The organism is Vibrio sp. 1288, from assembly GCF_033344475.1.
The window spans coordinates 1-21,489 of record NZ_JAWPOX010000043.1; the positions used below are offsets into that span (position 1 = coordinate 1).

A 21,489-nucleotide genomic window follows, 5' to 3' on the forward strand; every position below is an offset into this window, starting at 1 on the left:
TGTTTTACCGTGGTCAACGTGGCCGATAGTACCAACGTTAACGTGCGGTTTCGTACGTTCAAATTTTTCTTTAGACACGATCGTGTTCCTTCCTAGTTATGATTCGTCGTGATCATTATTGATCGACGACGCGCCAGAAATTGTTATTTTATGCGCCAACGCCCGTTAGCGCAATATTTGGACGCCCTGATCTCGCAAAAAGTCGTAAACTTTTTGCAGTTCAATCGTCAATTAGTAACCACGCTCTGCAATAATTTTATCTGCGAAGTTTTTCGGCACTTCAGCGTACTCGTGAAACTCCATAGAGTAAGACGCACGGCCTTGAGTTGCAGAACGTAGATCAGTTGCGTAACCGAACATTTCGGATAGTGGTACTTGAGCACGGATGATCTTAAGACCAGCCACACCTTCGTCCATGCCTTCAATGATACCGCGACGACGGTTTAGGTCACCAACAACGTCACCCATCCAGTCTTCCGGAGTGGTTACTTCGACATTCATCATAGGTTCTAGAATCACAGGTTGTGCTTCTAGTGCACCTTTCTTGAATGCCATCGAGCCAGCGATCTTAAACGCCATCTCGCTTGAGTCTACATCGTGGTAAGAACCATCAAATAGTGTAGCTTTAATATCTAGTACAGGGTAACCCGCTAGAACACCACTATTCATTTGCTCTTCGATACCTTTCGATACCGAACTGATGTATTCCTTAGGAATCACACCGCCCACGATTTCGTCTACGAATACGAAACCTTCACCAGGCTCAGAAGGCTCAAGTTTGACCCAAACATGACCGTATTGACCACGACCACCTGATTGACGAACAAACTTACCTTCAACTTCCGCTTTACCACGAATGGTTTCACGATAAGCAACCTGAGGTTTACCAACGTTACAATCAACGCTGAATTCACGCTTCATACGATCAACGATAATGTCTAGGTGAAGTTCACCCATACCTGAGATCAGAGTCTGACCTGATTCGTCGTCCGTTTCCACGCGGAATGATGGATCTTCCGCTGCTAGTTTACCTAGCGCGATAGCCATTTTCTCTTGGTCTGCCTTAGAACGAGGCTCTACAGCAATCTGAATAACTGGTTCAGGGAACTCCATGCGTTCTAGAATCACTTTGTGGTTCTGATCACACAGTGTGTCACCTGTTGTTACGTCTTTCAGACCGATAGCAGCTGCAATATCACCAGCGCGAACTTCTTTCACTTCTTCACGCTTATTCGCATGCATCTGAACGATACGACCGAAACGCTCTTTCTTCTCTTTTACTGAGTTGTAAACAGCGTCACCCGAGTTTACAACACCGGAGTAAACACGCATGAAAGTTAGCGTGCCCACGAATGGGTCAGTCGCAATCTTAAACGCTAGCGCTGAGAAAGGTTCGTTGTCGTCAGCATGACGCTCAACTTCATTTTCTCTTTCGTCGACACCTTTAATTGCAGGTACGTCAACAGGCGATGGCAAGAACTCAACTACTGCATCCAGTACCGCTTGAACACCTTTGTTCTTAAACGCACTACCACAAGTAGCCAGTACGATTTCGTTATTTAGTGTGCGAGTACGTAGAGCTTGTTTGAGCTCAGCTTCAGTCAATTCACCTTCTTCAAGGTACTTGTCCATCAGCTCTTCGCTAGCTTCAGCAGCGGATTCAACCATGTGGTTGCGCCACTCTTCAGCAAGTTCAATCATGTCAGCTGGGATGTCTTCGTAAGTAAACGAAGTGCCTTGATCGGCATCATTCCAGTTGATCATTTTCATCTTGATAAGGTCGATGACACCTCTGAACTCATCTTCCGCACCAACGTTCAGCTGGATTGGAACAGGAGTCGCACCAAGACGATTCTTAATTTGGTTCACAACGCGTAGGAAGTCTGCGCCCGCACGGTCCATCTTGTTTACAAATACCAAACGTGGAACGTGGTATTTGTCTGCTTGACGCCATACAGTTTCAGACTGAGGTTCAACACCAGATGAGCCACAGAACACAACCACAGCACCATCAAGTACACGAAGAGAACGCTCTACTTCGATAGTAAAGTCAACGTGTCCAGGGGTATCAATGATGTTTACGCGATGCTCAGGGAACTGTGCTTCCATACCACGCCAGAATGTAGTAGTCGCAGCGGATGTGATAGTGATACCACGCTCCTGCTCCTGCTCCATCCAGTCCATGGTTGCTGCACCATCGTGAACTTCGCCGATTTTGTGAGAAAGGCCAGTGTAGAACAGAATACGCTCAGTTGTGGTTGTTTTTCCTGCATCTACGTGAGCACAGATACCGATATTACGGTATAGCTCAATAGGAGTTTTACGAGCCACGATTGTATCCTCTTACTAAGGTGTACCTTAGAGTATAGAAAAGTGCTGCGAGAGAACCTCGCAGCACAGAAGGTATTACCAACGGTAATGAGCGAACGCTTTGTTTGCGTCAGCCATGCGGTGAACGTCTTCACGTTTCTTAACCGCAGTACCTTTGTTCTCAGACGCGTCTAGCATTTCAGCAGCTAGGCGTTGAGCCATAGATTTTTCACCACGCTTGCGCGCAGCTTCAACCAACCAACGCATAGCAAGTGCGTTACGGCGAACCGGACGTACTTCTACAGGTACTTGGTAAGTTGAACCACCAACACGGCGAGATTTAACCTCTACCGCTGGGCGAACGTTTTCAAGAGCTTCTTCAAAAATAGCTAAGTGGTCTTTACCAGACTTTTCAGCCATAGCATCTAGTGCAGTGTAAACGATTTTCTCTGCAGTAGATTTTTTACCGTCAACCATTAGGATGTTAACGAATTTTGCCAGCAATTCAGATTTGAATTTTGGATCTGGAAGGATCTTACGCTGACCAATGACGCGACGACGTGGCATGGATTTATCTCCGTTGTCTTCTTCAGGTTTTATCCAAAACTTTTCAGTTTTTTCAAAAAATTAAAAATAATTTAGTGTTTGGCCTTACTTAACGGAATCCATTAAGACTTAGGACGCTTCACACCGTACTTAGAACGACCTTGTTTACGGTCATTTACGCCAGCACAGTCTAGTGCGCCGCGAACAGTGTGGTAACGCACACCTGGAAGGTCTTTAACACGACCACCACGGATTAGAACAACTGAGTGCTCTTGAAGGTTGTGACCTTCACCGCCGATGTACGATGTAACTTCGAAGCCGTTTGTCAGACGTACACGACAAACTTTACGAAGTGCTGAGTTAGGTTTTTTAGGTGTAGTAGTGTAAACACGAGTACATACACCACGTTTTTGTGGGCACGCTTCTAGTGCAGGCACGTTGCTTTTAACAACTTGCTTTGCACGTGGCTTACGTACCAACTGGTTAATAGTTGCCATTAACTAGCTCCTGATTTACTTGAAAGTAAGCTTTGTGAAAAATCTATCCCCAACTGCCAATGCAGTTAGGGACGCAAAATTCTATGCAGCAGTGAGAGGTGTGTCAAGAAATATACGGATCTTTTTTGTTCAATTAGAACAATTCATCCGTAAAGCTTTGTCGACAGCAAATCTTGTTCAATCCCAAGTTAGGGATTTATCCTGTTTTGCTGTTAGTTCAACGAAGCCTGAGTAATTCACAATCGTCAGCGATGGACTGATACGATTTGCAATACCGCGAGCTTGCGCATCGCTCTCTAACACAAATACGCTGCGGTTTTTTAGGTAGGAACATGCTTTATGTTGCGAGTTAGCAGCGTACACTGCATCTTCTATAAGTAAGATGTCATCCTGTTCACTGCATAAGGGCATGGCGTCTTCTAGAGCAGAGACTGTTTTTATGATGTGTAACATAACTTCCTCAAAAAGACAGTAGCTTGCCAGCGTGTTGTAACTTATCTTTGAGCTGTTCTGAGCTTAACGCTTGGGCTTCAATGACTAAATCCGCTTGCGCCAAACCTCGCTGGGTTAACGACTCTGAACACACAAAGACTTGTTCGATGTCGTATAAATCGAAAAGCTTTAACATCGGCGCGTAATCTTTACTCAAAATATTGTTGGGGTCTTGTCCGAGTAGAAGCTGGTATACCCCGTCACCCATGAAAATGACGCTGATATCTTCACAGTAAGCCGACGCGGCTAACAGTGCATCCACACCTTCACGACCAGCTGCACTGCCATGTGGCGCACTACGAAATAGATAAGTTAACTGACTCAAAACTGTACCACTCTGTCTTGGGTTAACATCGCTTCAGCTAGGCTACCTAAGCCTGCTTGTTCAAAACCATCGGCTAGATTGTTCTGAACCAAACCATGTTGATTCGCTTCTTCTTCACTTACAATCCCGCGACGCAAAGCGGCCGCGACACAAGTTTCTAGGCGAACACCATGCTCTTTAGCCAAAGACTGCCACGCCTTATTGAGATCAAATTCATCGTTGGCTGGCACACTCAAAGCAGTACCATTAGTCACACCATCTTGATAAAAGAAGACGCTCACTAGCTGATGGCCTTGCTCTATCACCACTTTGGCGAACTGATAAGCACTGCGCGCTGACTGGCTGCCATAAACGGGACCATTCACCACTAACGTGTAAGTCAGTTTACTCACCTTTCATCATCCTCGGTTTTACGTTGACGAATGTACAAGTAAACGGTGTGTTTTGAAATATTAAGGCGATCCGCGACACGGTTGATGGCATCTTTAATATCGAAGATACCTTTGTCGTACAACTCCATCACGATCTGGCGATTTTTGGTGTTGTTAGACACGGATTTATCCGCATTGATCTCTTCGATGGTGCGTTCAACAGTTTGGTCCACCAGCTCTTCTACGTCACTAGCAAAGTTGACCGAGGAAGCCGCTTCTTTCGCTTCTTGCGTCGGCATGAAAGACTGAAGGACTTGCGAGAAAGGCGCATCCAAGTTGACGTTGATACACAACAAACCAATCACGCGATTTTCGCCATTACGAATGGCGACAGTAATCGACTTCATCAACACGCCACCTTTTGCACGGGTAAAGTACGAACGTGAGAAGTTGCGCTCCGAGCCTTCGATGTCTTTTAGCATCTTAAGCGCTAAATCAGTGATTGGTGAGCCGACTTGGCGCCCCGTGTTTTCACCGTTAGCGATTTTAATTGCAGAGGTATTTAAGTCTTCTAGAGAGTGAAGAACGATTTCACAAAATGGACCTATCAGGCTGGCGATACCATCCACGACCGCCTCATAAGATCTTAAAATGATTTTGTCGTGCTCGGTAAACGGCATCACGTTAACGGATTCCATTTCGAGCAACATCTCCGCGTTTATTGTTTCTGTAGTTGTCATAAGCCTTCGAGCGAAAAATCAACAAATTGGTGTAAGTTTATCAGAAAATTTGAAAAGCAACCTAGCAAACTCACCAACTAGTGACCTAGAACAAAAAAGGCCCGTTAAACGGACCTTTTTCAATAACTTATCGCAGCTTATTGTTATTGCTCTGCGTTGTCGTTCTCAACTTTTAGCAGCTCAACTTCAAATACTAGCGTTGAGTTAGCAGGAATGCTTGGTGTGTCTTGGTCACCGTATGCTAGCTCTGGCGGGATAACGAATTTGAATTTAGAACCCACAGGCATTAGCTGAACACCCTCTGTCCAACCTGGGATTACACGGTTAAGTGGGAACGTTGCAGGTTCACCACGATCGTATGAGCTGTCGAACTGAGTACCGTCGATCAGAGTACCTTTGTAGTGTACTTGAACCGTATCAGTGTCTTTTGGCTTCTCACCTTCAGCTGGTGTCATTACTTGGTATAGAAGACCTGTATCTGTCTTCACTACGCCTTCTTGCTTCTCAAACTCAGCACGGAAATCATCGCCAGCTTTTTTCGCTTCAGCTGCTTTCTCAGCCGCTTGTGCTTGCATCTTTTCTGCAACACGCTTGTCTAGAGATTCTAGTGCTGCACGTGTTTCTTCTTCATTCAATTCAGCATTGCCTTTGAAGACGTCTTCGATACCTTTTAGTACCAAATCTTTGTTAAGATTAATGCCGATTTCGCTTGGCTTGTCGATGCTTGTGCTTAGGTAGTTAGCAAATGAAACACCGATTGCGTATGCCGCTTTGTCGTCGTCGGTTTTAAAGTGAACCGCTTTACCGGTTTCTGCTTGAACTTGTTCTGCTTGAGGTGCGGTTTCTGTTTTAGTTTCTTCTTTCTGACAACCTACCGCTAGCATAACTGTTGCAGCAAGTAGCGACACTTTTAAAACTGATTTCATTAAATTCTCCCAATAATGGCTCTGCCATTGGTTGTTGTGCACAAATCTTCTATGAGACTAGTGAAGACAATCGTTATACCAATATACTAGCTATATGTCTTAAGACACAAACCGGATTATTAGATGTGATGCAAAGAATTTTTCATTTATTCCTATATTTAATTGTCATCACCACGTTAAATGGTTGCTTTTTCGCCGAGCGTGAAGTGCAGCGTTGGCCGATAGAACCTCAAGGTGCGACGAGCTTCGCACTTAGCAGAGATGGACGGTTTGCTCTGCTCTATTCTCAACAACGTCATTTGATGTTGTGGGACCTAGAGCAAAATGAACAACTAGCCAATCTGGGTGAACTCGATGCCGATGCCAATGTGGTTTCCCATATCCGCATATCTGACAATGGTCGCTACGCAATTACAGCAAGCCAAATGAACTTCGCAGTTTGGGACCTAGGCTGGACGCAATCCGAAGGCCTTTGGTCTATCTCTGATGCGCTCATTCGCGACGTTGATATCACCAGTAATGGTGAACAAGTTCTGCTTGGGTTATCCAACGGTAAAGCAATTTATGTCAACTTAGTCACCGGGCGTCGCATGGAGTTCCTTGCGCATCGTGAAAAAGTCAATTCCGTGGCCATTTCTCCTAATGGGCGCTTCGCCCTAACCGGAGGTAATGACTATAAAGCGTATCTGTGGGACACCGAAACCGGACAAGTACTACGAACTTTCGAACATGAACAACGAATTGTTCGCGTGGCCCTGCAAAGAGATGGAAAATTAGCAATGACATCTGATGGCGGAAACCAAGCGATTGTTTGGGATTTAAAAACTGGACAAGAAGTCACACAGTTGAGCAGTTGGTCACGCCAATTAATTTTCTCTACCGCACGATTTTCTGACGACGGGACTCAACTAGTCACAGGAAGCCCTTCTGGCCGTGTGTCAATATGGGATACTCAAACCGGAAAACGAATGAGTGGATTTGAAGTGGAGCCCAAAAAAGACACTCGCCCTCCCCGTGCGGTCGTGTATGATGCAGCTTTTGATTCAAAACAACGCGTAATTACTGCTACTTCAGCAGGTATTGCCCAAGCTTGGCAGTTAGAGAACGGATCATGACAGAAAAAATCATTCAGCAATTGGAAGCACGCATTAATGACTTAGAATGTCAGCTTGCGTTCCAAGAACAGACTATTGAAGATCTGAACGGCGCTTTATCGCAGCAACAACTGCAAATTACCAAGATGCTCGATCAGATGAAATATGTGGTAGGTAAAGTAAAAAATATGGACTCGTCGAATTTAGCCGATCCGTCAGAAGAAACCCCACCACCGCATTATTAAAATGCAGGCTCAAATAGCATAAAGCCCAGAACATGTTCTGGGCTTTGTTGTATTAATTACTTAAGAAGGTACTCAAGAGGAAGCTATTCGTCGGCGTAGATTTTAACGCTCAGCTCGCCTTGCGTATTAATGCCTGCTCGGTACATGCCAGAACTGTTCATCGCAAAGTGCATCTCACCTTTAGCATCAATGGCAATCAAACCGCCCTCTCCGCCCATCTGTTTGAGATCACCTTGGATAATGTGTTCACAAGCCGTATGAATATCTTCTTGTAAGTAACGCATACGTGCTGCAACGTCTTCCGCAACACGTTTACGAATAAAGAACTCGCCGACACCCGTAGTGGAAACTGCCACGACGCCATTTTCGGCCACCGTACCACAACCAATAAGAGCAGAATCTCCGACTCGGTTGTATTTCTTATTCGTCACGCCACCCGTACTGGTGGCAGCGGCTAAGTTGCCTTGTTGGTCCAATGCCACCGCACCAACCGTACCGTGCTTACGGTCATCTGGGTAACGAGATTCCGACAAAGCAAACAGTCCTTTCTCACGCATAGACAGCAACTGCTCATAACGGCGATCAGTAAAGAAGTAATCTTGCTCGGTATACTCATGGCCTTGCTCAAAAGCAAACTTCTCTGCGCCCTCACCCACCAACAGCACATGATTGCTGTTTCGCATCACGTCACGAGCGAGCTCAATTGGGTTTCTGATATGACGAACACCGGCAACAGCACCTGCCGCTTGGTTTCTACCATCCATTACAGAAGCGTCCATTTCGACCATTTCGTTGTTGGTCAGCACTGAGCCTTTACCCGCATTAAAGTTAGGAGAGTCTTCCAATACTTTCACTGCCGCTACGACGGCATCTAAGGCTTCACCGCCCGTTTCTAGAATTTGATGTCCCGCTTTTACCGCAGCTTCTAAATCCGCCAAGATGGATTGTTGCAGCTCATCGCTCATCTGTTCACGCAAGATGGTGCCCGCACCACCATGAATGGCAATCGAGAAAGGTTTCGTCATCACTTTGTCCAACTGTTATTCCTTGTATGGTTGGCACTACACCTTAGATAAACAAAAAGCGCAAGTTGAAAACTCAACTTGCGCTTTTCAAAGCTTTGCTAGATAAGATTATCTAGTGAAGGAGCTTATGATTAGTGAGAACCACAGCTACCGCCGCCACAGCAGCCGCCTTCTTCTTCGTGATCGTGGTCATGATCGTGACCACCACAACAGCCACCACCTTGGTGGATGTGACCGTGTTCGATCTCTTCTGCTGTTGCTTCACGTGTAGACATAACTTCTACTTCGAAAGTTAGTGTTTGACCAGCTAACATATGGTTACCGTCAACAACCACTTCGTTGCCGTCAACTTCTGTTACTTCAACAGGGATTGGACCTTGGTCAGTGTCAGCTAGGAAGCGCATGCCCACTTCGATTTGCTCAACGCCTTGGAACACGTCCGCAGGAACGCGCTGTACTAGCGCATCGTTGTGCTCACCGTAAGCTTCTTCAGGAGCTACCGTTACTGAGAACTTGTCGCCAGCCACTTTACCTTCAAGTTCTTTTTCAAGACCTGTGATTAGGTTGTTGTGCCCGTGAAGGTAATCTAGAGGTGCTTCTGCTGTTGATTGATCAACAACGACACCGTCTTCCATCATTACTTTGTATGCAAGGCTTGCAACAACGTTCTTTTCAATTTTCATACTAACTCCAGGGAGATTAATTGACTTAACCTGAATGGGGTTAAGTACTGAGATATCTGGGTGTATTATGGGGATCAATTATCGAAGTTCAATTACTCCGGCTTAAAAATTCCGATCATTTCCTGATCTGAGTGTTTATTTTTCTCTACAGATTGTGGTTTACGCTGCTCTGTAAACTCACACTCGACACACTCAACTAATTCGATGTTATTTTCAATCCACCAGCGCAGGGTATCTTGCTGGCTGCAATTTGGGCAGCTAGCGCCGGCAATAAAACGTTTCTTGATTTTCACGCTATTTCCTTAGCTTGAGTCTTGGCTCAAGTACTACTTCCAATGATTAGGTGACTGATGGTCGCTCTCCATTTCACGACCAAATATTTCTTCTAGCTCTTTGCGGGCCTCTTTCGCTCTTTGAGCTAATTTCTTATCTTCATTGTGTTGAGGCAATAAGTCCTTAAGCATAGCATTATCTAACTTGCGAAAATGTGCTTCTGCCCGCTTTGCTTGATAAGGATGCATACCCAGTTCTACGAGCGCTTGGCGACCGAGATCTAGCGCCCCTAAAAATGTTTCACGAGAGTAATTCTCTACACCATGACTCATTAACTGGTAAGCCTCGACACGGCTTCTTGCTCGGGCTAACAACTTAAGTTTCGGGAAGTGCACGCGACAAATGTCCACGATGGCCATCACCTCATCAGGTGAATCAGTACAAATAATCAATGCTTCCGCTTTATCAGCGCCAGCAGCCCTCAATAGGTCAATTTGTGTAGCATCGCCATAAAACACTTTGTAACCATACTTACGTAATAGGTGGATTTGGCTGGCATCACTTTCTAATACTGTCACTTTGATTTTATTGGCATACATTAAACGTCCGACGATCTGACCGAAACGTCCAAAGCCTGCAATGATAACGCGTGGTCGGCGATCCACGACTTTCGTGGTCATGCCCTCTTCTTCTTGATTCAGGGTATGAGCAAACCACTTCTTTTGTCCCATCAGCAAAAGAGGAGTCGTCACCATGGATAGACTGACCACCACCAACAGAAACGCCACTTGCTCTTTGGACAAAATGCCCTCTTGGCTCGCCGCGGTAAATATGACAAAGGCAAACTCACCGCCTTGGCTCAAAATTGCAGCCATACGGCTTCTCGCTTTGGCTCCGACACGGGCAGCTCTCGCCAATGCATACAAAACCAAACCCTTAACCACGACCAAAGCCACCACCGCACCGAGAATCTCTAAAGGGTGTAATGCCAATAACCCCAAGTTTACCGCCATGCCCACCGCAATAAAGAATAACCCCAACAACAGACCTTTAAATGGCTCGATAGCGATTTCCAGCTCATGGCGATACTCACTCTCTGCCAGCAAAACGCCTGCTAAAAAAGTCCCCAATGCCATCGAAAGGCCAAGCTTTTGCATCACGACCGAAATGCCAAGCACGACTAAAAGTGCAGCAACGGTAAAGAGCTCACGAACGCCGCTCATCACGACAAAACGAAATAGCGGACGTAGTAAAAAGTGACCTCCAATCAACAGTGCTACCACACTGCCTAAAATAGTGAAGACATCCAACCAACTTCCACCACTATTATGCCCGCCTGCTAGCAAGGGCAACATCGCCAGCATCGGGATCACTGCAATATCTTGAAAGAGCAGCACCGCAAAACCAGATTGCCCCGTTTCGGTACCATTAAGCCCTTGCTCTTCAATGACTTTAAGCGCAATCGCCGTCGAGGACAGCGCCAACCCCATCCCGATCACCAAACTCACTTGCATGCTTACGCCAAACATACTGACGACACTACCAATCACGGCGGTCGTGACCACAACCTGCGCACCGCCTAAACCTAAAATCGGCCCTCGCATCTGCCACAATTTTTTAGGGTTTAATTCCAGCCCTATCAAAAACAGTAACAACACAACCCCAAGCTCGGCAAAATGCAAAATGGCATCAACGTCGCTAATTAAGCCAAGCCCCCATGGGCCAATCAACACACCAGCGAGTAAATAACCTAAAACCGAGCCAAGCCCAAGGCGCTGAGCAATCGGCACCGCAATAACCGCAGCCGAAAGAAAGACCACACTGCTTTGAAGAAACTCACTGGTGATCGCCATACTGACCTCCTCGATCTGCCGCTTGCCAGTTTTCAAGTGGGTTACTCAGCCATCCACGGTATAACTCGGCATGTTCGTAGCGTTCAATATCCGAAACATTTCTTGACCAATACAACACCAGAGGTTCAATCCAGTGCATTTGGCATAGGGCTGCCGTCAGTTCAAACGGTTGCAAGATTTGCTCAAGTGGGTATTTGTTGTACCCCTTCGCGCTGAAGGCTTCTTCTTTACCACCTGTTGTAATGACACTGCGCCAGTATTTTCCTTCTAGCGCCGCACCTCCGCCAAACGCAAAGCCTTTACCTAAAACTCGGTCTAGCCACTCTTTTAATAGGGCTGGACATGAATACATATAAAGTGGGTGGTGAAATACAATCACATCGTGAGCGAGCAACAACTCATGTTCGTAATTCACATCAATAAAGAAATCGGGGTAAACACCGTAAAGATCGTGCACAGTGACGTGATCAAGCGACTGAGCTTTTTTTATCATCACTTGATTGGCAATCGAGTTATGTGGCTCTGGATGAGCATAAATGACCAGAACTTTTGGGAGAATAGACGGTGCAACAGCCAAATGGTCGTCCTTGTGGTTATTTTTATCCGTTATCAAATTGTTATACTTTTTTGTACAGCATAATGCAATTAAAGCGAATCAATCGACTTTTCCGGCCAATACCCCTACTATTCACCGCTAGATATATACCCAAGTGGCTTTAAAAACGATTGAAACCACTTCGCTATGTAACCAAGCAACGCGCACTGCGCAAAGTGAATGAAAACTTTATGATTACCTTCTCTGATATTCAGTTACTGCGTGGCGGTAAACCTCTTTTAGACCAAGCTTCTGCGACTATTCACCCTGGCGATAAAGTCGGTCTTGTGGGCAAAAACGGCTGCGGTAAATCAACGCTGTTTGCCCTACTGAAAGATGAACTGTCAATTGATGCTGGCTCATTTAGCCAACCTCAACACTGGGAGTTGGCCTGGGTCGCACAGGAAACGCCTGCGCTAGAGCGCACTGCACTGGAATACGTCATTGATGGTGATCGCGAGTACCGCGCTCTCGAAAAGCAGTTAGCTGAAGCAGAAACACAAGACAACGGAACCCTAGTTGCCGAGATACACGGTAAAATTGAAACCATTGGTGGTTACAGCATTCGCGCTCGCGCGGCAGAACTGCTCGATGGTTTAGGGTTCAGCCAAGAGCAAATGAGTTGGAGTTTGACTCAATTCTCAGGTGGTTGGCGTATGCGCCTTAACTTAGCCCAGGCGCTATTGTGCCGTTCTGACTTATTGCTACTCGATGAGCCAACCAACCACTTGGACTTAGACGCAGTGATGTGGCTTGAACGTTGGCTACAAAACTACCCAGGCACACTGATCCTGATCTCGCACGACCGTGACTTCTTGGATCCGATCGTTGGTCGCATCATTCACATCGAGAATCAGCAGCTGAACGAATACACGGGTAACTACTCGTCATTCGAAAACCAACGTGCACAAAAAATGGTGTTACAACAAGCGATGTTTGAAAAGCAACAGAAGCAGATGTCGCACATGCAAAGCTACATCGACCGCTTCCGTTACAAAGCATCAAAAGCACGCCAAGCCCAAAGCCGTATCAAAGCTTTGGAGCGCATGGAAAAAGTACTGCCAGCTCAATTCGATAACCCATTTAGCTTTCAATTCCGTGAGCCAGCTGCGCTGCCAAACCCAATCATGATGATGGATGAAGTATCTGCAGGTTACGGTGACAACCTCATCTTAGAGAAGATCCGCTTGAACTTGGTTCCTGGCAGTCGTATTGGTCTACTCGGCCGTAATGGTGCGGGTAAATCGACCTTAATCAAGCTGCTCTCTGGTGAACTTAACGCGCAAGGTGGTGACCTAACTTACTCACAAGGCGTGAAAATTGGTTACTTCGCTCAGCACCAGTTAGAAACGCTTCATCCTGAAGAAACGCCGCTGCAACACATGATGCAAATCGCACCCGATCAAACCGAACAGCAGCTACGTGATTACCTAGGTAGCTTTGGCTTCCAAGGTGACAAAGCACTAGAAAAAGTTGCGCCGTTTTCTGGTGGCGAAAAAGCCCGTTTGGTGTTGGCTTTAATTGTGTGGCAAAAGCCAAACCTGTTGCTACTTGATGAACCGACCAACCACTTAGACTTGGACATGCGCCAAGCACTTACGATGGCACTGCAAACATTCGAAGGTGCGATGGTGATTGTTTCGCACGACCGCTATTTACTGCGCGCTACGACCGATGACTTGTATTTAGTGCATGATCGACAAGTTGCTCCGTTCGACGGTGATTTAAATGACTATTATAAATGGTTAACCGAACAACAAAGAGCGGAACGCAAAGAAGCGCAGGCTGCGCAGCCAAGCAAAGATACGGCCAACAGCGCAGCTGCGAAGAAAGAGCAAAAACGTCGCGATGCAGAGTTTCGAAAACAGACAGCGCCAATTCGCAAAACGCTGACACAACTAGAAAATAAAATGGATAAGTTAGGTGCTGCACTGGCCGAAGCTGAAGAACAATTGGCGGACAACTCACTGTATGCGGCCGAAAATAAAGCTAAACTTAACCAAGTGCTGGCACTTCAAGCTTCTAGTAAGGCTGAGCTCGAAGAAATTGAAATGGAATGGATGTCTGCTCAAGAAACGTTGGAGCAGATGGAGCTAGAGTTTAATCAATGAGTAATCAACACGCTGAATACACACTCACCCTAGAACACCTTTGGCAGTTTAGTCTGCAGTTTTATGGTGTGCGAGAAGTGAAAGAGGCGTGCTTATCATTGCAAAACAACTACCACGGTAACGTGAACCTACTCCTGCTGCTCAGATGGCTCGATGAGCAGCAACTCATTTTCCAAGAAAAAGACTGGCCCTTGGTGCAAGACTGTCTAGGTAGAAGCGAAACTTTACTTCACTCCTTTCGCGACCTTCGTCGCCACCTTAAGTCTCAAGTCAATGACGCTTTGTATCGTGAGACCTTGCAGTTTGAGCTGCAACTAGAAAAGCAGCAACAAGCGGATTTGGTGGACTGCATTAACTCACTTGCACTACTCAAAAATGATGGTGACCCACTGACGTTGAGATACTGTCGTCAACTCGGTGGGGAGCATTTGCAGCAAGCCTTTGCTATGCCGGTGCCAAACATTCAACCACCAAAACGCCCATAAATCTGTAGAATACCTATAATCTTTATAAAGGATTATATTAATAAGTTCTTCAACGGACACCGAAGGACCGCATAAGAGCAGTTAGGTATGACACAATTTTTCGCAGCCGCCGGGATCAAAAACCCGCATCTCCAAACGCTTTTGCCGCGTTTTATTCGCAAAAAAGCGTTGTTTACGCCGATTTGGCAAACCCTCGATACATCCGATGGCGACTTTCTCGATCTCGCGTGGAGCGAGGACCCAACCCAAGAGCCTGCACAAAAAAAGCCGATTTTTGTTTTATTTCATGGGTTAGAGGGGTGCTTCTATAGCCCTTATGCCAATGGGTTAATGAATGCATTTGCTCAATCTGGATGGCTGTCGGTGATGATGCATTTTCGTGGCTGCAGCGGTAAACCAAACAAAAAAGCACGAGCTTACCATTCGGGTGAAGTGACGGATGCTCGTTACTTCCTAGAGCACCTTGAACAACGTTTTCCTGATAATCCCAAAGTTGCAGTTGGTATTTCTCTTGGCGGTAACATGTTGGCGAATTATTTAGCCCAATATAAAGACCACCCTATTTTGAATGCAGCGACTATTATCTCTGCGCCTTTAGACCTAGCGGCGTGTGCGAACCGTATTGAACAAGGCTTTTCGAAAGTGTATCGCCGTTATCTGCTTTCTTCACTGAAACGTAACGCGTTACAAAAGCATCATCTATTGCACGGCGAGCTTGCGCTGTCCTACAACTCAATAAAACGTGTCACACGATTGTATGAATTCGATGATTTGATCACGGCACCACTGCACGGCTTTAAAGACGCACAAGATTATTACGACCAATGCTCTGGCTTAAGTAAACTACAGCAAATCACGCTACCGACACTGATCATTCACGCCAAAGACGATCCATTCATGACCGACGATGTGATCCCGAAATTTGTTCTGCCAGATAACATTGATTACCGTCTCTTTGAGCACGGTGGCCATGTTGGCTTCCTGACAGGAACGGCGTTAAAACCTAAGTTTTGGTTGGAGGAAGCGCTGCCTGCGTATTACGAAAGTATCGCCGCAGATTACCTTTCTGCTGTATCCAAGCAACGAACGCAGTAAACTAGCCGCTCATCATAAAAGTTAGAGGTATTTATGATCATTCCATGGCAAGACATTGCGCCGGAAACATTGGAAAACTTAATTCGTGAATTCGTCTTACGCGAAGGAACGGATTACGGAACCGTCGAGGTTTCTTTGCAAGACAAAATTGATCAAGTTAAAGCTCAATTGGAAAAAGGTGAAGCGGTTATCGTGTTCTCTGAGCTACACGAAACCGTCGATATTCAACATAAAACAAAATTTTAGACCCTTCACATTTTACCGTATCCCACTCGATGACAAGGTATTGTTACGTGCTATAGTGGGATATCGACCGTGCAGTAGTAACTCTACTGCACATTACAGGTAAGTAATTTTCGACAAGGTTTGTCATGTCAGCTAAACACCCAATTATTGCGGTTACTGGTTCGTCCGGTGCCGGCACGACCACTACATCTGAAGCCTTCCGTAAAATGTTCAATATGATGAACGTTAAACCCGCATGGGTTGAAGGCGATAGCTTCCATCGCTTTACTCGCCCAGAAATGGACATCGAAATTCGCAAAGCCCGCGAGCAAGGTCGACACATTAGCTACTTTGGCCCACAAGCTAATGACTTCCCGGGATTAGAAGAGTTTTTCCGTAAGTTCGGGCATGACGGCACTGGCAGCGTGCGCCGTTATCTGCACACGTTTGACGAAGCGGTTCCCTACAATCAAATGCCAGGCACGTTTACACCGTGGCAAGACTTACCCGAAAACAGCGACGTGCTGTTTTATGAAGGGTTACATGGTGGCGTGGTCGATGGCGATGTTAATGTTGCTCAACATGTGGATTTCTTAATTGGCATGGTGCCGATTGTGAACTTAGAGTGGATACAAAAATTCGTACGTGACACTCGCGATCGCGGCCATTCGCGTGAAGCGGTAATGGACTCAATCGTGCGATCCATGGACGATTACCTCAACTATATCACTCCGCAGTTTTCTCGTACTCACATCAACTTCCAGCGCGTACCGACCGTTGATACTTCCAACCCACTTAATGCAAAAGGCATCCCTAGTTTGGATGAGAGTTTTGTGGTGATTCGCCTACGCGGTATCAAGAATGTCGACTTCCCATATCTGCTGGCCATGATTGATGGCTCATTCATGTCACGCCACAACACGATTGTCGTACCCGGCGGTAAGATGAGCTTTGCAATGGAGCTCATAGTTCGGCCTATCCTACAACAGCTCATCGAAACAGGGAAAATTGGCTAAAAACCTGCCTGCGAAGATGTTTACTTTTCATACCGTGATCATGTGCACAGTTTTGCTTACAAAATCTCAATCATGGCACGATTAAAATCAAGAAATCGTTTTCGAAAAAGGATACTATTTCTTACCGAAACACAAGAGAGCTTGCAGCATATAAAAAGTGCTCTTATTCTAGTAGGCCTAATTCAGGCTTAGCTAAAATATGGATAGCGCAAGCGTACCCTGCAGAGGAAGTGAGATATTATGGTTCTAGGTAAACCTCAAACCGACCCAACATTAGAGTGGTTTCTTTCACACTGTCATATTCATAAGTACCCTTCAAAGAGCACGCTAATTCACGCGGGCGAAAAGGCAGAAACTTTGTACTACATCGTTAAAGGTTCTGTTGCGGTTCTTATCAAAGACGAAGAAGGTAAGGAGATGATCCTTTCTTACCTAAACCAAGGAGACTTTATTGGTGAACTTGGTCTATTCGAGGAAGACCAAGAGCGCACAGCTTGGGTTCGTGCTAAATCTCCTTGTGAAGTTGCTGAAATTTCTTTCAAGAAGTTCCGTCAGCTTATCCAAGTAAACCCAGACATCCTAATGCGTCTTTCTGCGCAGATGGCTCGTCGTCTTCAAGTAACTAGCCAAAAAGTGGGTGACCTGGCGTTCCTAGACGTAACTGGTCGTATCGCTCAGACGCTTCTGAACCTTGCAAAACAACCAGACGCAATGACTCACCCAGACGGCATGCAAATCAAGATCACTCGTCAAGAAATCGGTCAAATTGTTGGCTGTTCTCGTGAGACAGTAGGTCGTATTTTGAAGATGCTAGAAGAGCAGAACCTAATCTCTGCTCACGGTAAAACCATCGTGGTTTACGGTACTCGTTAATCTCAAACTAGAGTGACACGAACAAAATTATAAAAGCCACCAATGGCAACATTGGTGGCTTTTTATTTACTCATGACCAAATAAGATAGGGTGCAGCGAACACTAATGAGTAAGCTTAACAGGTTAACCCTAAAACTTAGCCATTCGTACTTTCAAAGATTTTGTCAGCTGAAGCGGCCACGAAACCTGGGTACAAATCACCATTTTCCATCGGATAGCGCTTAGCAAATTCATAAAACCCGCCAGGGATAATTTCAGTGCCTTCGCTAAAACGAACCGCTACTTTATCTGCCATGGTCGATGACTGCTCTAGCAACACCTCAGGAGTGCCCTTCACTTCACCACCATTTTCATTAATGGTAAACCCAGCGGTACGCAGATGATCGTTTACCTGCTTCACTTCTTCATATTCATTGAGTTGGTTAACGCTCACCGTGAAGTGGTTTGCTCCGTAACCATGCGCCGCAAGCCAAGATGCGTACTCACTTTCTTTAGCCAACGTTTGGTAATCAGCAAAGCTTAAATCCCACAAGCGTCCACCATGTAAGAATGCGCTATCGTTCAGCTTGTCAGCATCGACTTGTGCCACCAAATTTTTCACAATCTCTTGTAGCTCAGGCGAGCACTCTTCAACTTTTAGCTCACTAATAAATACTTTAGGTTGCTTCGGATCTGGGTGCTCATAGTGCTTAGCAACCAGCTTTTTGCTTTCGAAAACGTAATCACCACACGCCTTGTAACCAATAGCTACAAATGGCTTAGCTAGAGTTTCAATACCAAGAGGCGCGATATTGAAGGTACGTAAAGCTATATGATCATTAATCAGAGGCTCATCTTCTTGAAGCAGCTGATGCACTTTAGCCGCCGAAGGGCAAAGACGTTGAATGTAATCTTGCCATAGCGATTCAAATAACACATCGGGCGTCATAACGACTCCTTGTTACGAGATGTAGAGTTTAAAGGTAAGCGGAAGTTGGCTGCTCGTTCACAACAAAAGTTGTCCAGAATAATGAACGAGCAACCATCAACCTGTGACGGTAAATGCCAGTCAGTCAACACGCTTTTCCGAGTCTTTGCTCACTTTTCGTGTTCTGCCAACGATCACTACAACCCATACCTAAATGATGCGCCGGCAAGGTGAGCCGCAATGCATAGTTGCGACTCTATTATTAAAACTTATAGCACTACACCTGGACTCAATGTTGCAGGCAAGACAGTTTCTTGACCTTCCATTGATGCCATTGGGTACGCACAGTAATCTGCTGCGTAGTAAGCGCTTGGGCGCAAGTTACCCGACGCCCCCGGACCACCAAATGGCGCATCACCGCTTGCACCAGTAAGCTGGCGGTTACGGTTCACGATTCCTGCACGAATGTGGTCAACGAAGTATTCCCATTCTTGGTCGTCGGTTGAAACCAAACCAGCAGATAAGCCAAAGCGCGTATCGTTTGCTAGCGCCACGGCTTTGTCTAATCCTTCGTAGCGCACCACTTGCAGAAGTGGGCCGAAGTATTCTTCATCTGGTAACTCAGCAATGTTCGTTACATCAATGATACCAGGAGAAACAAACGCCGCCTCTCCTGCTTTCGCTTCAATCAAGCTTTCACCGCCAAGAGACTGTAGATTAGCTTGTGCATCAAGAATAAACTTGGCTGCCGCGACCGAAATTTGCGGTCCCATAAATGGCGCAGGTTCTGCAAATGGTTGGTCTACGCGAATATTGCGTGTCGCTTCAACGAGTTTGGTGATAAGCGCATCGCCTTTTTCACCCAATGGCACATACAAACGACGAGCACACGTACAACGCTGCCCAGCACTGATAAACGCTGACTGGATGATGGTGTAAACCGTGGCATCCAAATCACCATATTTATCAGAGATCACCATCGGGTTATTACCACCCATTTCTAGTGCGAGCATCTTGCCTGGTTGACCCGCAAATTGACGGTGTAATACATGCCCCGTATTCGCGCTACCCGTAAACAGTACGCCATCAATGCCTTTTGCGTCAGCTAGGGCGATACCAGTTTCTTTCGCGCCTTGAACAAGGTTAATCACGCCTTTCGGCAGACCGGCTTCTTCCCATAGCTTCATCGCCAATTCACCCGTCCATGGCGTTTGCTCAGACGGTTTGAAGACTACCGTGTTACCAGCCAGTAGCGCAGGCACAATGTGACCATTTGGTAGGTGGCCTGGGAAGTTGTAAGGACCAAACACCGCCATCACGCCCAATGGGCGGTGGCGCAATACGATTTGGTTGCCTGCTGCTTCACGGCTCGCCTCACCAGTGCGGTCATGATAAGCGCGAATCGAAATGGCAATTTTACCTGCCATGGCTGCTGCTTCAGTGCGCGTTTCCCAAATCGGCTTACCGGTTTCTTTGGCAATCACTTCGGCGATTTTTTCGCTGTTCTCTTTTACTTTCTCCGCAAAAGCCAACACGATTGCCTCACGCTCTGAAAATGGACGCTTTTTCCAGTCAATAAACGCTTCACGCGCTGCAGATACCGCCTGGTTCACCTGCTCTGCCGTTGCACCTTTGCCTTGCCAGATCACTTCTTGGTTGTACGGCGACAGAGACGTAAATGCTTCACCCTGACCTTGTACCCATTCACCTGCAATCCAATGTGTCATTGTTTCTATCCTTAAATTCTGTCGTCTGTTACTGCGGAAGAAGGCGAACGAAATCCCCTTCTTCAACCGAAAGTGCATCCGCAACGTCTGGTGCGATCATTACGCTTTGTGTTTCTGCGTCATACGCCGCTTTAGTGACTGTCGCACGGAAGTTCTCGAAAGATGAATTACACATCAAGAAGTCTTGTGTGCTGGAATGTCCAGAGATTTTGACTTGCGCGCGGAATGAATGACGTACCGACTCAATATTACGCAGATCACACTCAACCGTTGGGCCACCATCGAAGATGTCGACGTAGCCTCGGTTGGTAAAACCTTCACGCTCAAGCAGCTTCAGCGCTGGACGCGTGTTGTCATGTACTTGACCAATCACGGCTTGCGCTTCTGGGCTGAGCAGGTTGATGTAAATAGGCAGTTTCGGCATCAAGTCGGCGATAAAGCCTTTCTTGCCGATGCCTGTCAGGTAATCTGCAAGCGTGAAATCGATAGAGAAGAAATGCTCTTGAAGCCATTGCCAGAATGGTGAATTACCCTCGTCGTCTGAAACGCCACGCATCTCCGCAAAGATCGTTTCAGAGAAGCGCTCTGGGTGCTCTGCCATCATTAGGAAACGACACTTCGACATTAGACGACCATTCAGACCTTGGCGGAATTTCTCACGCAAGAACAAGGTACAAATTTCGCTGTTACCCGTGTAGTTATTACCAAAAGTAAGCAGTTTAACGACGTTGTTAACGCCAAGCTTTGGCGACGAGTGCACGACTTTACTAATGTGATATGAGTAAAATGGGACATCCCAGCCGATAGATGCTTCGATTCCGGTGGTACCCGCAACCTCACCCGTTTCAGAGTCAAAGCCAACCATCAGGTAGCCTTCATCGCCTGGTTCTGCCACATCTGGCTTACCAAAGCTGTACTCTGAATGTTTGATTCGATTGGTTAACAGTTCTTCGTTAACCGGTAGAGATGTAAATCCGTGACCAGACTCCACCGCACAAGTGTGCAGTGCGTCGTAATCCGACATCGCGATAGGGCGAACTACTAGCATCAATACTCCCTCCAGATGCAAGAAGAT

The 21,489-nt window shown here is 46.3% G+C and carries 24 protein-coding genes; 8 read left to right on the top strand and 16 right to left on the bottom strand.

Going from position 1 to position 21,489, the window contains the following annotated elements:
* Positions 1–231 precede the first annotated feature (231 nt).
* The 8 genes from fusA to fkpA form a co-directional block, all read right to left on the bottom strand.
* Positions 232–2,331: an elongation factor G gene (fusA, locus tag R8O11_RS21845; protein WP_005382794.1), complete on the bottom strand. Its 2,100-nt coding sequence runs from the start codon at positions 2,329–2,331 to the stop codon at positions 232–234.
* Between the two features lie 75 nt (positions 2,332–2,406).
* Complete coding sequence (rpsG, locus tag R8O11_RS21850; protein WP_005382796.1) at positions 2,407–2,877, bottom strand: 30S ribosomal protein S7; 471 nt, start codon at positions 2,875–2,877, stop codon at positions 2,407–2,409.
* Between the two features lie 101 nt (positions 2,878–2,978).
* Complete coding sequence (gene rpsL, locus R8O11_RS21855) at positions 2,979–3,353, bottom strand: 30S ribosomal protein S12 (protein WP_004399892.1); 375 nt, start codon at positions 3,351–3,353, stop codon at positions 2,979–2,981.
* Positions 3,354–3,530: 177 nt separating this feature from the next.
* Positions 3,531–3,806, bottom strand: a complete 276-nt coding sequence (gene tusB / locus R8O11_RS21860; RefSeq protein ID WP_318194432.1) for a sulfurtransferase complex subunit TusB — start codon at positions 3,804–3,806, stop codon at positions 3,531–3,533.
* 7 nt (positions 3,807–3,813) lie between these two features.
* Positions 3,814–4,170 (bottom strand): sulfurtransferase complex subunit TusC, encoded by a 357-nt coding sequence (tusC, locus tag R8O11_RS21865; RefSeq protein ID WP_005382801.1) that lies wholly within the window; start codon positions 4,168–4,170, stop codon positions 3,814–3,816.
* A complete protein-coding gene (gene tusD / locus R8O11_RS21870; protein WP_047104026.1) occupies positions 4,167–4,562 on the bottom strand; it encodes a sulfurtransferase complex subunit TusD in 396 nt (131 codons plus the stop codon). The genes tusC and tusD overlap by 4 nt, the downstream gene beginning before the upstream one ends.
* On the bottom strand, positions 4,559–5,281 hold the full coding sequence (locus R8O11_RS21875; protein ID WP_005382804.1) for a transcriptional regulator: 723 nt from the start codon (positions 5,279–5,281) through the stop codon (positions 4,559–4,561). The genes tusD and R8O11_RS21875 overlap by 4 nt, the downstream gene beginning before the upstream one ends.
* Before the next feature lie 143 nt (positions 5,282–5,424).
* Positions 5,425–6,207, bottom strand: coding sequence for an FKBP-type peptidyl-prolyl cis-trans isomerase (gene fkpA / locus R8O11_RS21880; RefSeq protein ID WP_017821751.1), 783 nt, complete (start codon positions 6,205–6,207; stop codon positions 5,425–5,427).
* 128 nt (positions 6,208–6,335) lie between these two features.
* On the opposite strand from fkpA, the gene R8O11_RS21885 reads away from it, so the two are divergent.
* Both R8O11_RS21885 and R8O11_RS21890 read left to right on the top strand, forming a co-directional pair.
* Positions 6,336–7,322 (top strand): WD40 repeat domain-containing protein, encoded by a 987-nt coding sequence (locus R8O11_RS21885; RefSeq protein WP_005381457.1) that lies wholly within the window; start codon positions 6,336–6,338, stop codon positions 7,320–7,322.
* On the top strand, positions 7,319–7,546 hold the full coding sequence (locus R8O11_RS21890) for a SlyX family protein (protein WP_005381455.1): 228 nt from the start codon (positions 7,319–7,321) through the stop codon (positions 7,544–7,546). The genes R8O11_RS21885 and R8O11_RS21890 overlap by 4 nt, the downstream gene beginning before the upstream one ends.
* A gap of 83 nt (positions 7,547–7,629) precedes the next feature.
* Here R8O11_RS21890 and R8O11_RS21895 read toward each other — a convergent pair whose 3' ends face one another.
* From R8O11_RS21895 to kefG, 5 genes are all read right to left on the bottom strand, one after another.
* On the bottom strand, positions 7,630–8,571 hold the full coding sequence (locus R8O11_RS21895) for an isoaspartyl peptidase/L-asparaginase family protein (protein ID WP_031779066.1): 942 nt from the start codon (positions 8,569–8,571) through the stop codon (positions 7,630–7,632).
* A gap of 131 nt (positions 8,572–8,702) precedes the next feature.
* Positions 8,703–9,254, bottom strand: a complete 552-nt coding sequence (gene slyD, locus R8O11_RS21900; RefSeq protein ID WP_005381451.1) for a peptidylprolyl isomerase — start codon at positions 9,252–9,254, stop codon at positions 8,703–8,705.
* 92 nt (positions 9,255–9,346) lie between these two features.
* The gene (locus R8O11_RS21905) at positions 9,347–9,547 is read right to left on the bottom strand and encodes a YheV family putative zinc ribbon protein (RefSeq protein WP_005381449.1); all 201 of its coding nucleotides are present in this window, start codon (positions 9,545–9,547) and stop codon (positions 9,347–9,349) included.
* A gap of 33 nt (positions 9,548–9,580) precedes the next feature.
* Positions 9,581–11,380, bottom strand: a complete 1,800-nt coding sequence (gene kefB / locus R8O11_RS21910) for a glutathione-regulated potassium-efflux system protein KefB (protein ID WP_238966800.1) — start codon at positions 11,378–11,380, stop codon at positions 9,581–9,583.
* Positions 11,364–11,957: a glutathione-regulated potassium-efflux system ancillary protein KefG gene (gene kefG / locus R8O11_RS21915; RefSeq protein WP_005381444.1), complete on the bottom strand. Its 594-nt coding sequence runs from the start codon at positions 11,955–11,957 to the stop codon at positions 11,364–11,366. The genes kefB and kefG overlap by 17 nt, the downstream gene beginning before the upstream one ends.
* A 209-nt stretch (positions 11,958–12,166) precedes the next feature.
* On the opposite strand from kefG, the gene R8O11_RS21920 reads away from it, so the two are divergent.
* The 6 genes from R8O11_RS21920 (at position 12,167) to crp (ending at position 17,780) form a co-directional block, all read left to right on the top strand.
* Complete coding sequence (locus tag R8O11_RS21920) at positions 12,167–14,086, top strand: ABC transporter ATP-binding protein (RefSeq protein WP_042523641.1); 1,920 nt, start codon at positions 12,167–12,169, stop codon at positions 14,084–14,086.
* Positions 14,083–14,571, top strand: coding sequence for a TIGR02444 family protein (locus tag R8O11_RS21925; RefSeq protein WP_005382813.1), 489 nt, complete (start codon positions 14,083–14,085; stop codon positions 14,569–14,571). Before R8O11_RS21920 ends, R8O11_RS21925 begins: the two co-directional genes overlap by 4 nt.
* An 87-nt stretch (positions 14,572–14,658) precedes the next feature.
* The gene (locus tag R8O11_RS21930) at positions 14,659–15,666 is read left to right on the top strand and encodes a hydrolase (RefSeq protein WP_033907159.1); all 1,008 of its coding nucleotides are present in this window, start codon (positions 14,659–14,661) and stop codon (positions 15,664–15,666) included.
* A gap of 33 nt (positions 15,667–15,699) precedes the next feature.
* The gene (locus tag R8O11_RS21935; protein WP_005382815.1) at positions 15,700–15,912 is read left to right on the top strand and encodes a YheU family protein; all 213 of its coding nucleotides are present in this window, start codon (positions 15,700–15,702) and stop codon (positions 15,910–15,912) included.
* 125 nt (positions 15,913–16,037) lie between these two features.
* Positions 16,038–16,907, top strand: a complete 870-nt coding sequence (locus tag R8O11_RS21940) for a phosphoribulokinase (protein WP_005381434.1) — start codon at positions 16,038–16,040, stop codon at positions 16,905–16,907.
* 240 nt (positions 16,908–17,147) lie between these two features.
* Positions 17,148–17,780: a cAMP-activated global transcriptional regulator CRP gene (crp, locus tag R8O11_RS21945; protein WP_005381432.1), complete on the top strand. Its 633-nt coding sequence runs from the start codon at positions 17,148–17,150 to the stop codon at positions 17,778–17,780.
* A 136-nt stretch (positions 17,781–17,916) separates the two neighbouring features.
* Here crp and R8O11_RS21950 read toward each other — a convergent pair whose 3' ends face one another.
* The 3 genes from R8O11_RS21950 to astA form a co-directional block, all read right to left on the bottom strand.
* Positions 17,917–18,708, bottom strand: a complete 792-nt coding sequence (locus R8O11_RS21950) for a DUF1338 domain-containing protein (RefSeq protein WP_042523639.1) — start codon at positions 18,706–18,708, stop codon at positions 17,917–17,919.
* 248 nt (positions 18,709–18,956) lie between these two features.
* Positions 18,957–20,414 (bottom strand): succinylglutamate-semialdehyde dehydrogenase, encoded by a 1,458-nt coding sequence (astD, locus tag R8O11_RS21955; protein ID WP_025768787.1) that lies wholly within the window; start codon positions 20,412–20,414, stop codon positions 18,957–18,959.
* A 28-nt stretch (positions 20,415–20,442) separates the two neighbouring features.
* Positions 20,443–21,462: an arginine N-succinyltransferase gene (gene astA, locus R8O11_RS21960; RefSeq protein WP_042523637.1), complete on the bottom strand. Its 1,020-nt coding sequence runs from the start codon at positions 21,460–21,462 to the stop codon at positions 20,443–20,445.
* Positions 21,463–21,489: the final 27 nt, after the last annotated feature.

Coding starts and splice junctions, on each gene's coding strand:
- rpsG (WP_005382796.1), bottom strand. CDS start 2,877: ATGCCACGTCGTCGCGTCATTGGTCAGCGTAAGATCCTTCCAGATCCA.
- rpsL (WP_004399892.1), bottom strand. CDS start 3,353: ATGGCAACTATTAACCAGTTGGTACGTAAGCCACGTGCAAAGCAAGTT.
- tusB (WP_318194432.1), bottom strand. CDS start 3,806: ATGTTACACATCATAAAAACAGTCTCTGCTCTAGAAGACGCCATGCCC.
- R8O11_RS21875 (WP_005382804.1), bottom strand. CDS start 5,281: ATGACAACTACAGAAACAATAAACGCGGAGATGTTGCTCGAAATGGAA.
- fkpA (WP_017821751.1), bottom strand. CDS start 6,207: ATGAAATCAGTTTTAAAAGTGTCGCTACTTGCTGCAACAGTTATGCTA.
- R8O11_RS21885 (WP_005381457.1), top strand. CDS start 6,336: ATGCAAAGAATTTTTCATTTATTCCTATATTTAATTGTCATCACCACG.
- R8O11_RS21890 (WP_005381455.1), top strand. CDS start 7,319: ATGACAGAAAAAATCATTCAGCAATTGGAAGCACGCATTAATGACTTA.
- R8O11_RS21895 (WP_031779066.1), bottom strand. CDS start 8,571: ATGACGAAACCTTTCTCGATTGCCATTCATGGTGGTGCGGGCACCATC.
- slyD (WP_005381451.1), bottom strand. CDS start 9,254: ATGAAAATTGAAAAGAACGTTGTTGCAAGCCTTGCATACAAAGTAATG.
- kefB (WP_238966800.1), bottom strand. CDS start 11,380: ATGGCGATCACCAGTGAGTTTCTTCAAAGCAGTGTGGTCTTTCTTTCG.
- R8O11_RS21920 (WP_042523641.1), top strand. CDS start 12,167: ATGATTACCTTCTCTGATATTCAGTTACTGCGTGGCGGTAAACCTCTT.
- R8O11_RS21925 (WP_005382813.1), top strand. CDS start 14,083: ATGAGTAATCAACACGCTGAATACACACTCACCCTAGAACACCTTTGG.
- R8O11_RS21930 (WP_033907159.1), top strand. CDS start 14,659: ATGACACAATTTTTCGCAGCCGCCGGGATCAAAAACCCGCATCTCCAA.
- R8O11_RS21935 (WP_005382815.1), top strand. CDS start 15,700: ATGATCATTCCATGGCAAGACATTGCGCCGGAAACATTGGAAAACTTA.
- R8O11_RS21940 (WP_005381434.1), top strand. CDS start 16,038: ATGTCAGCTAAACACCCAATTATTGCGGTTACTGGTTCGTCCGGTGCC.
- crp (WP_005381432.1), top strand. CDS start 17,148: ATGGTTCTAGGTAAACCTCAAACCGACCCAACATTAGAGTGGTTTCTT.
- R8O11_RS21950 (WP_042523639.1), bottom strand. CDS start 18,708: ATGACGCCCGATGTGTTATTTGAATCGCTATGGCAAGATTACATTCAA.
- astD (WP_025768787.1), bottom strand. CDS start 20,414: ATGACACATTGGATTGCAGGTGAATGGGTACAAGGTCAGGGTGAAGCA.
- astA (WP_042523637.1), bottom strand. CDS start 21,462: ATGCTAGTAGTTCGCCCTATCGCGATGTCGGATTACGACGCACTGCAC.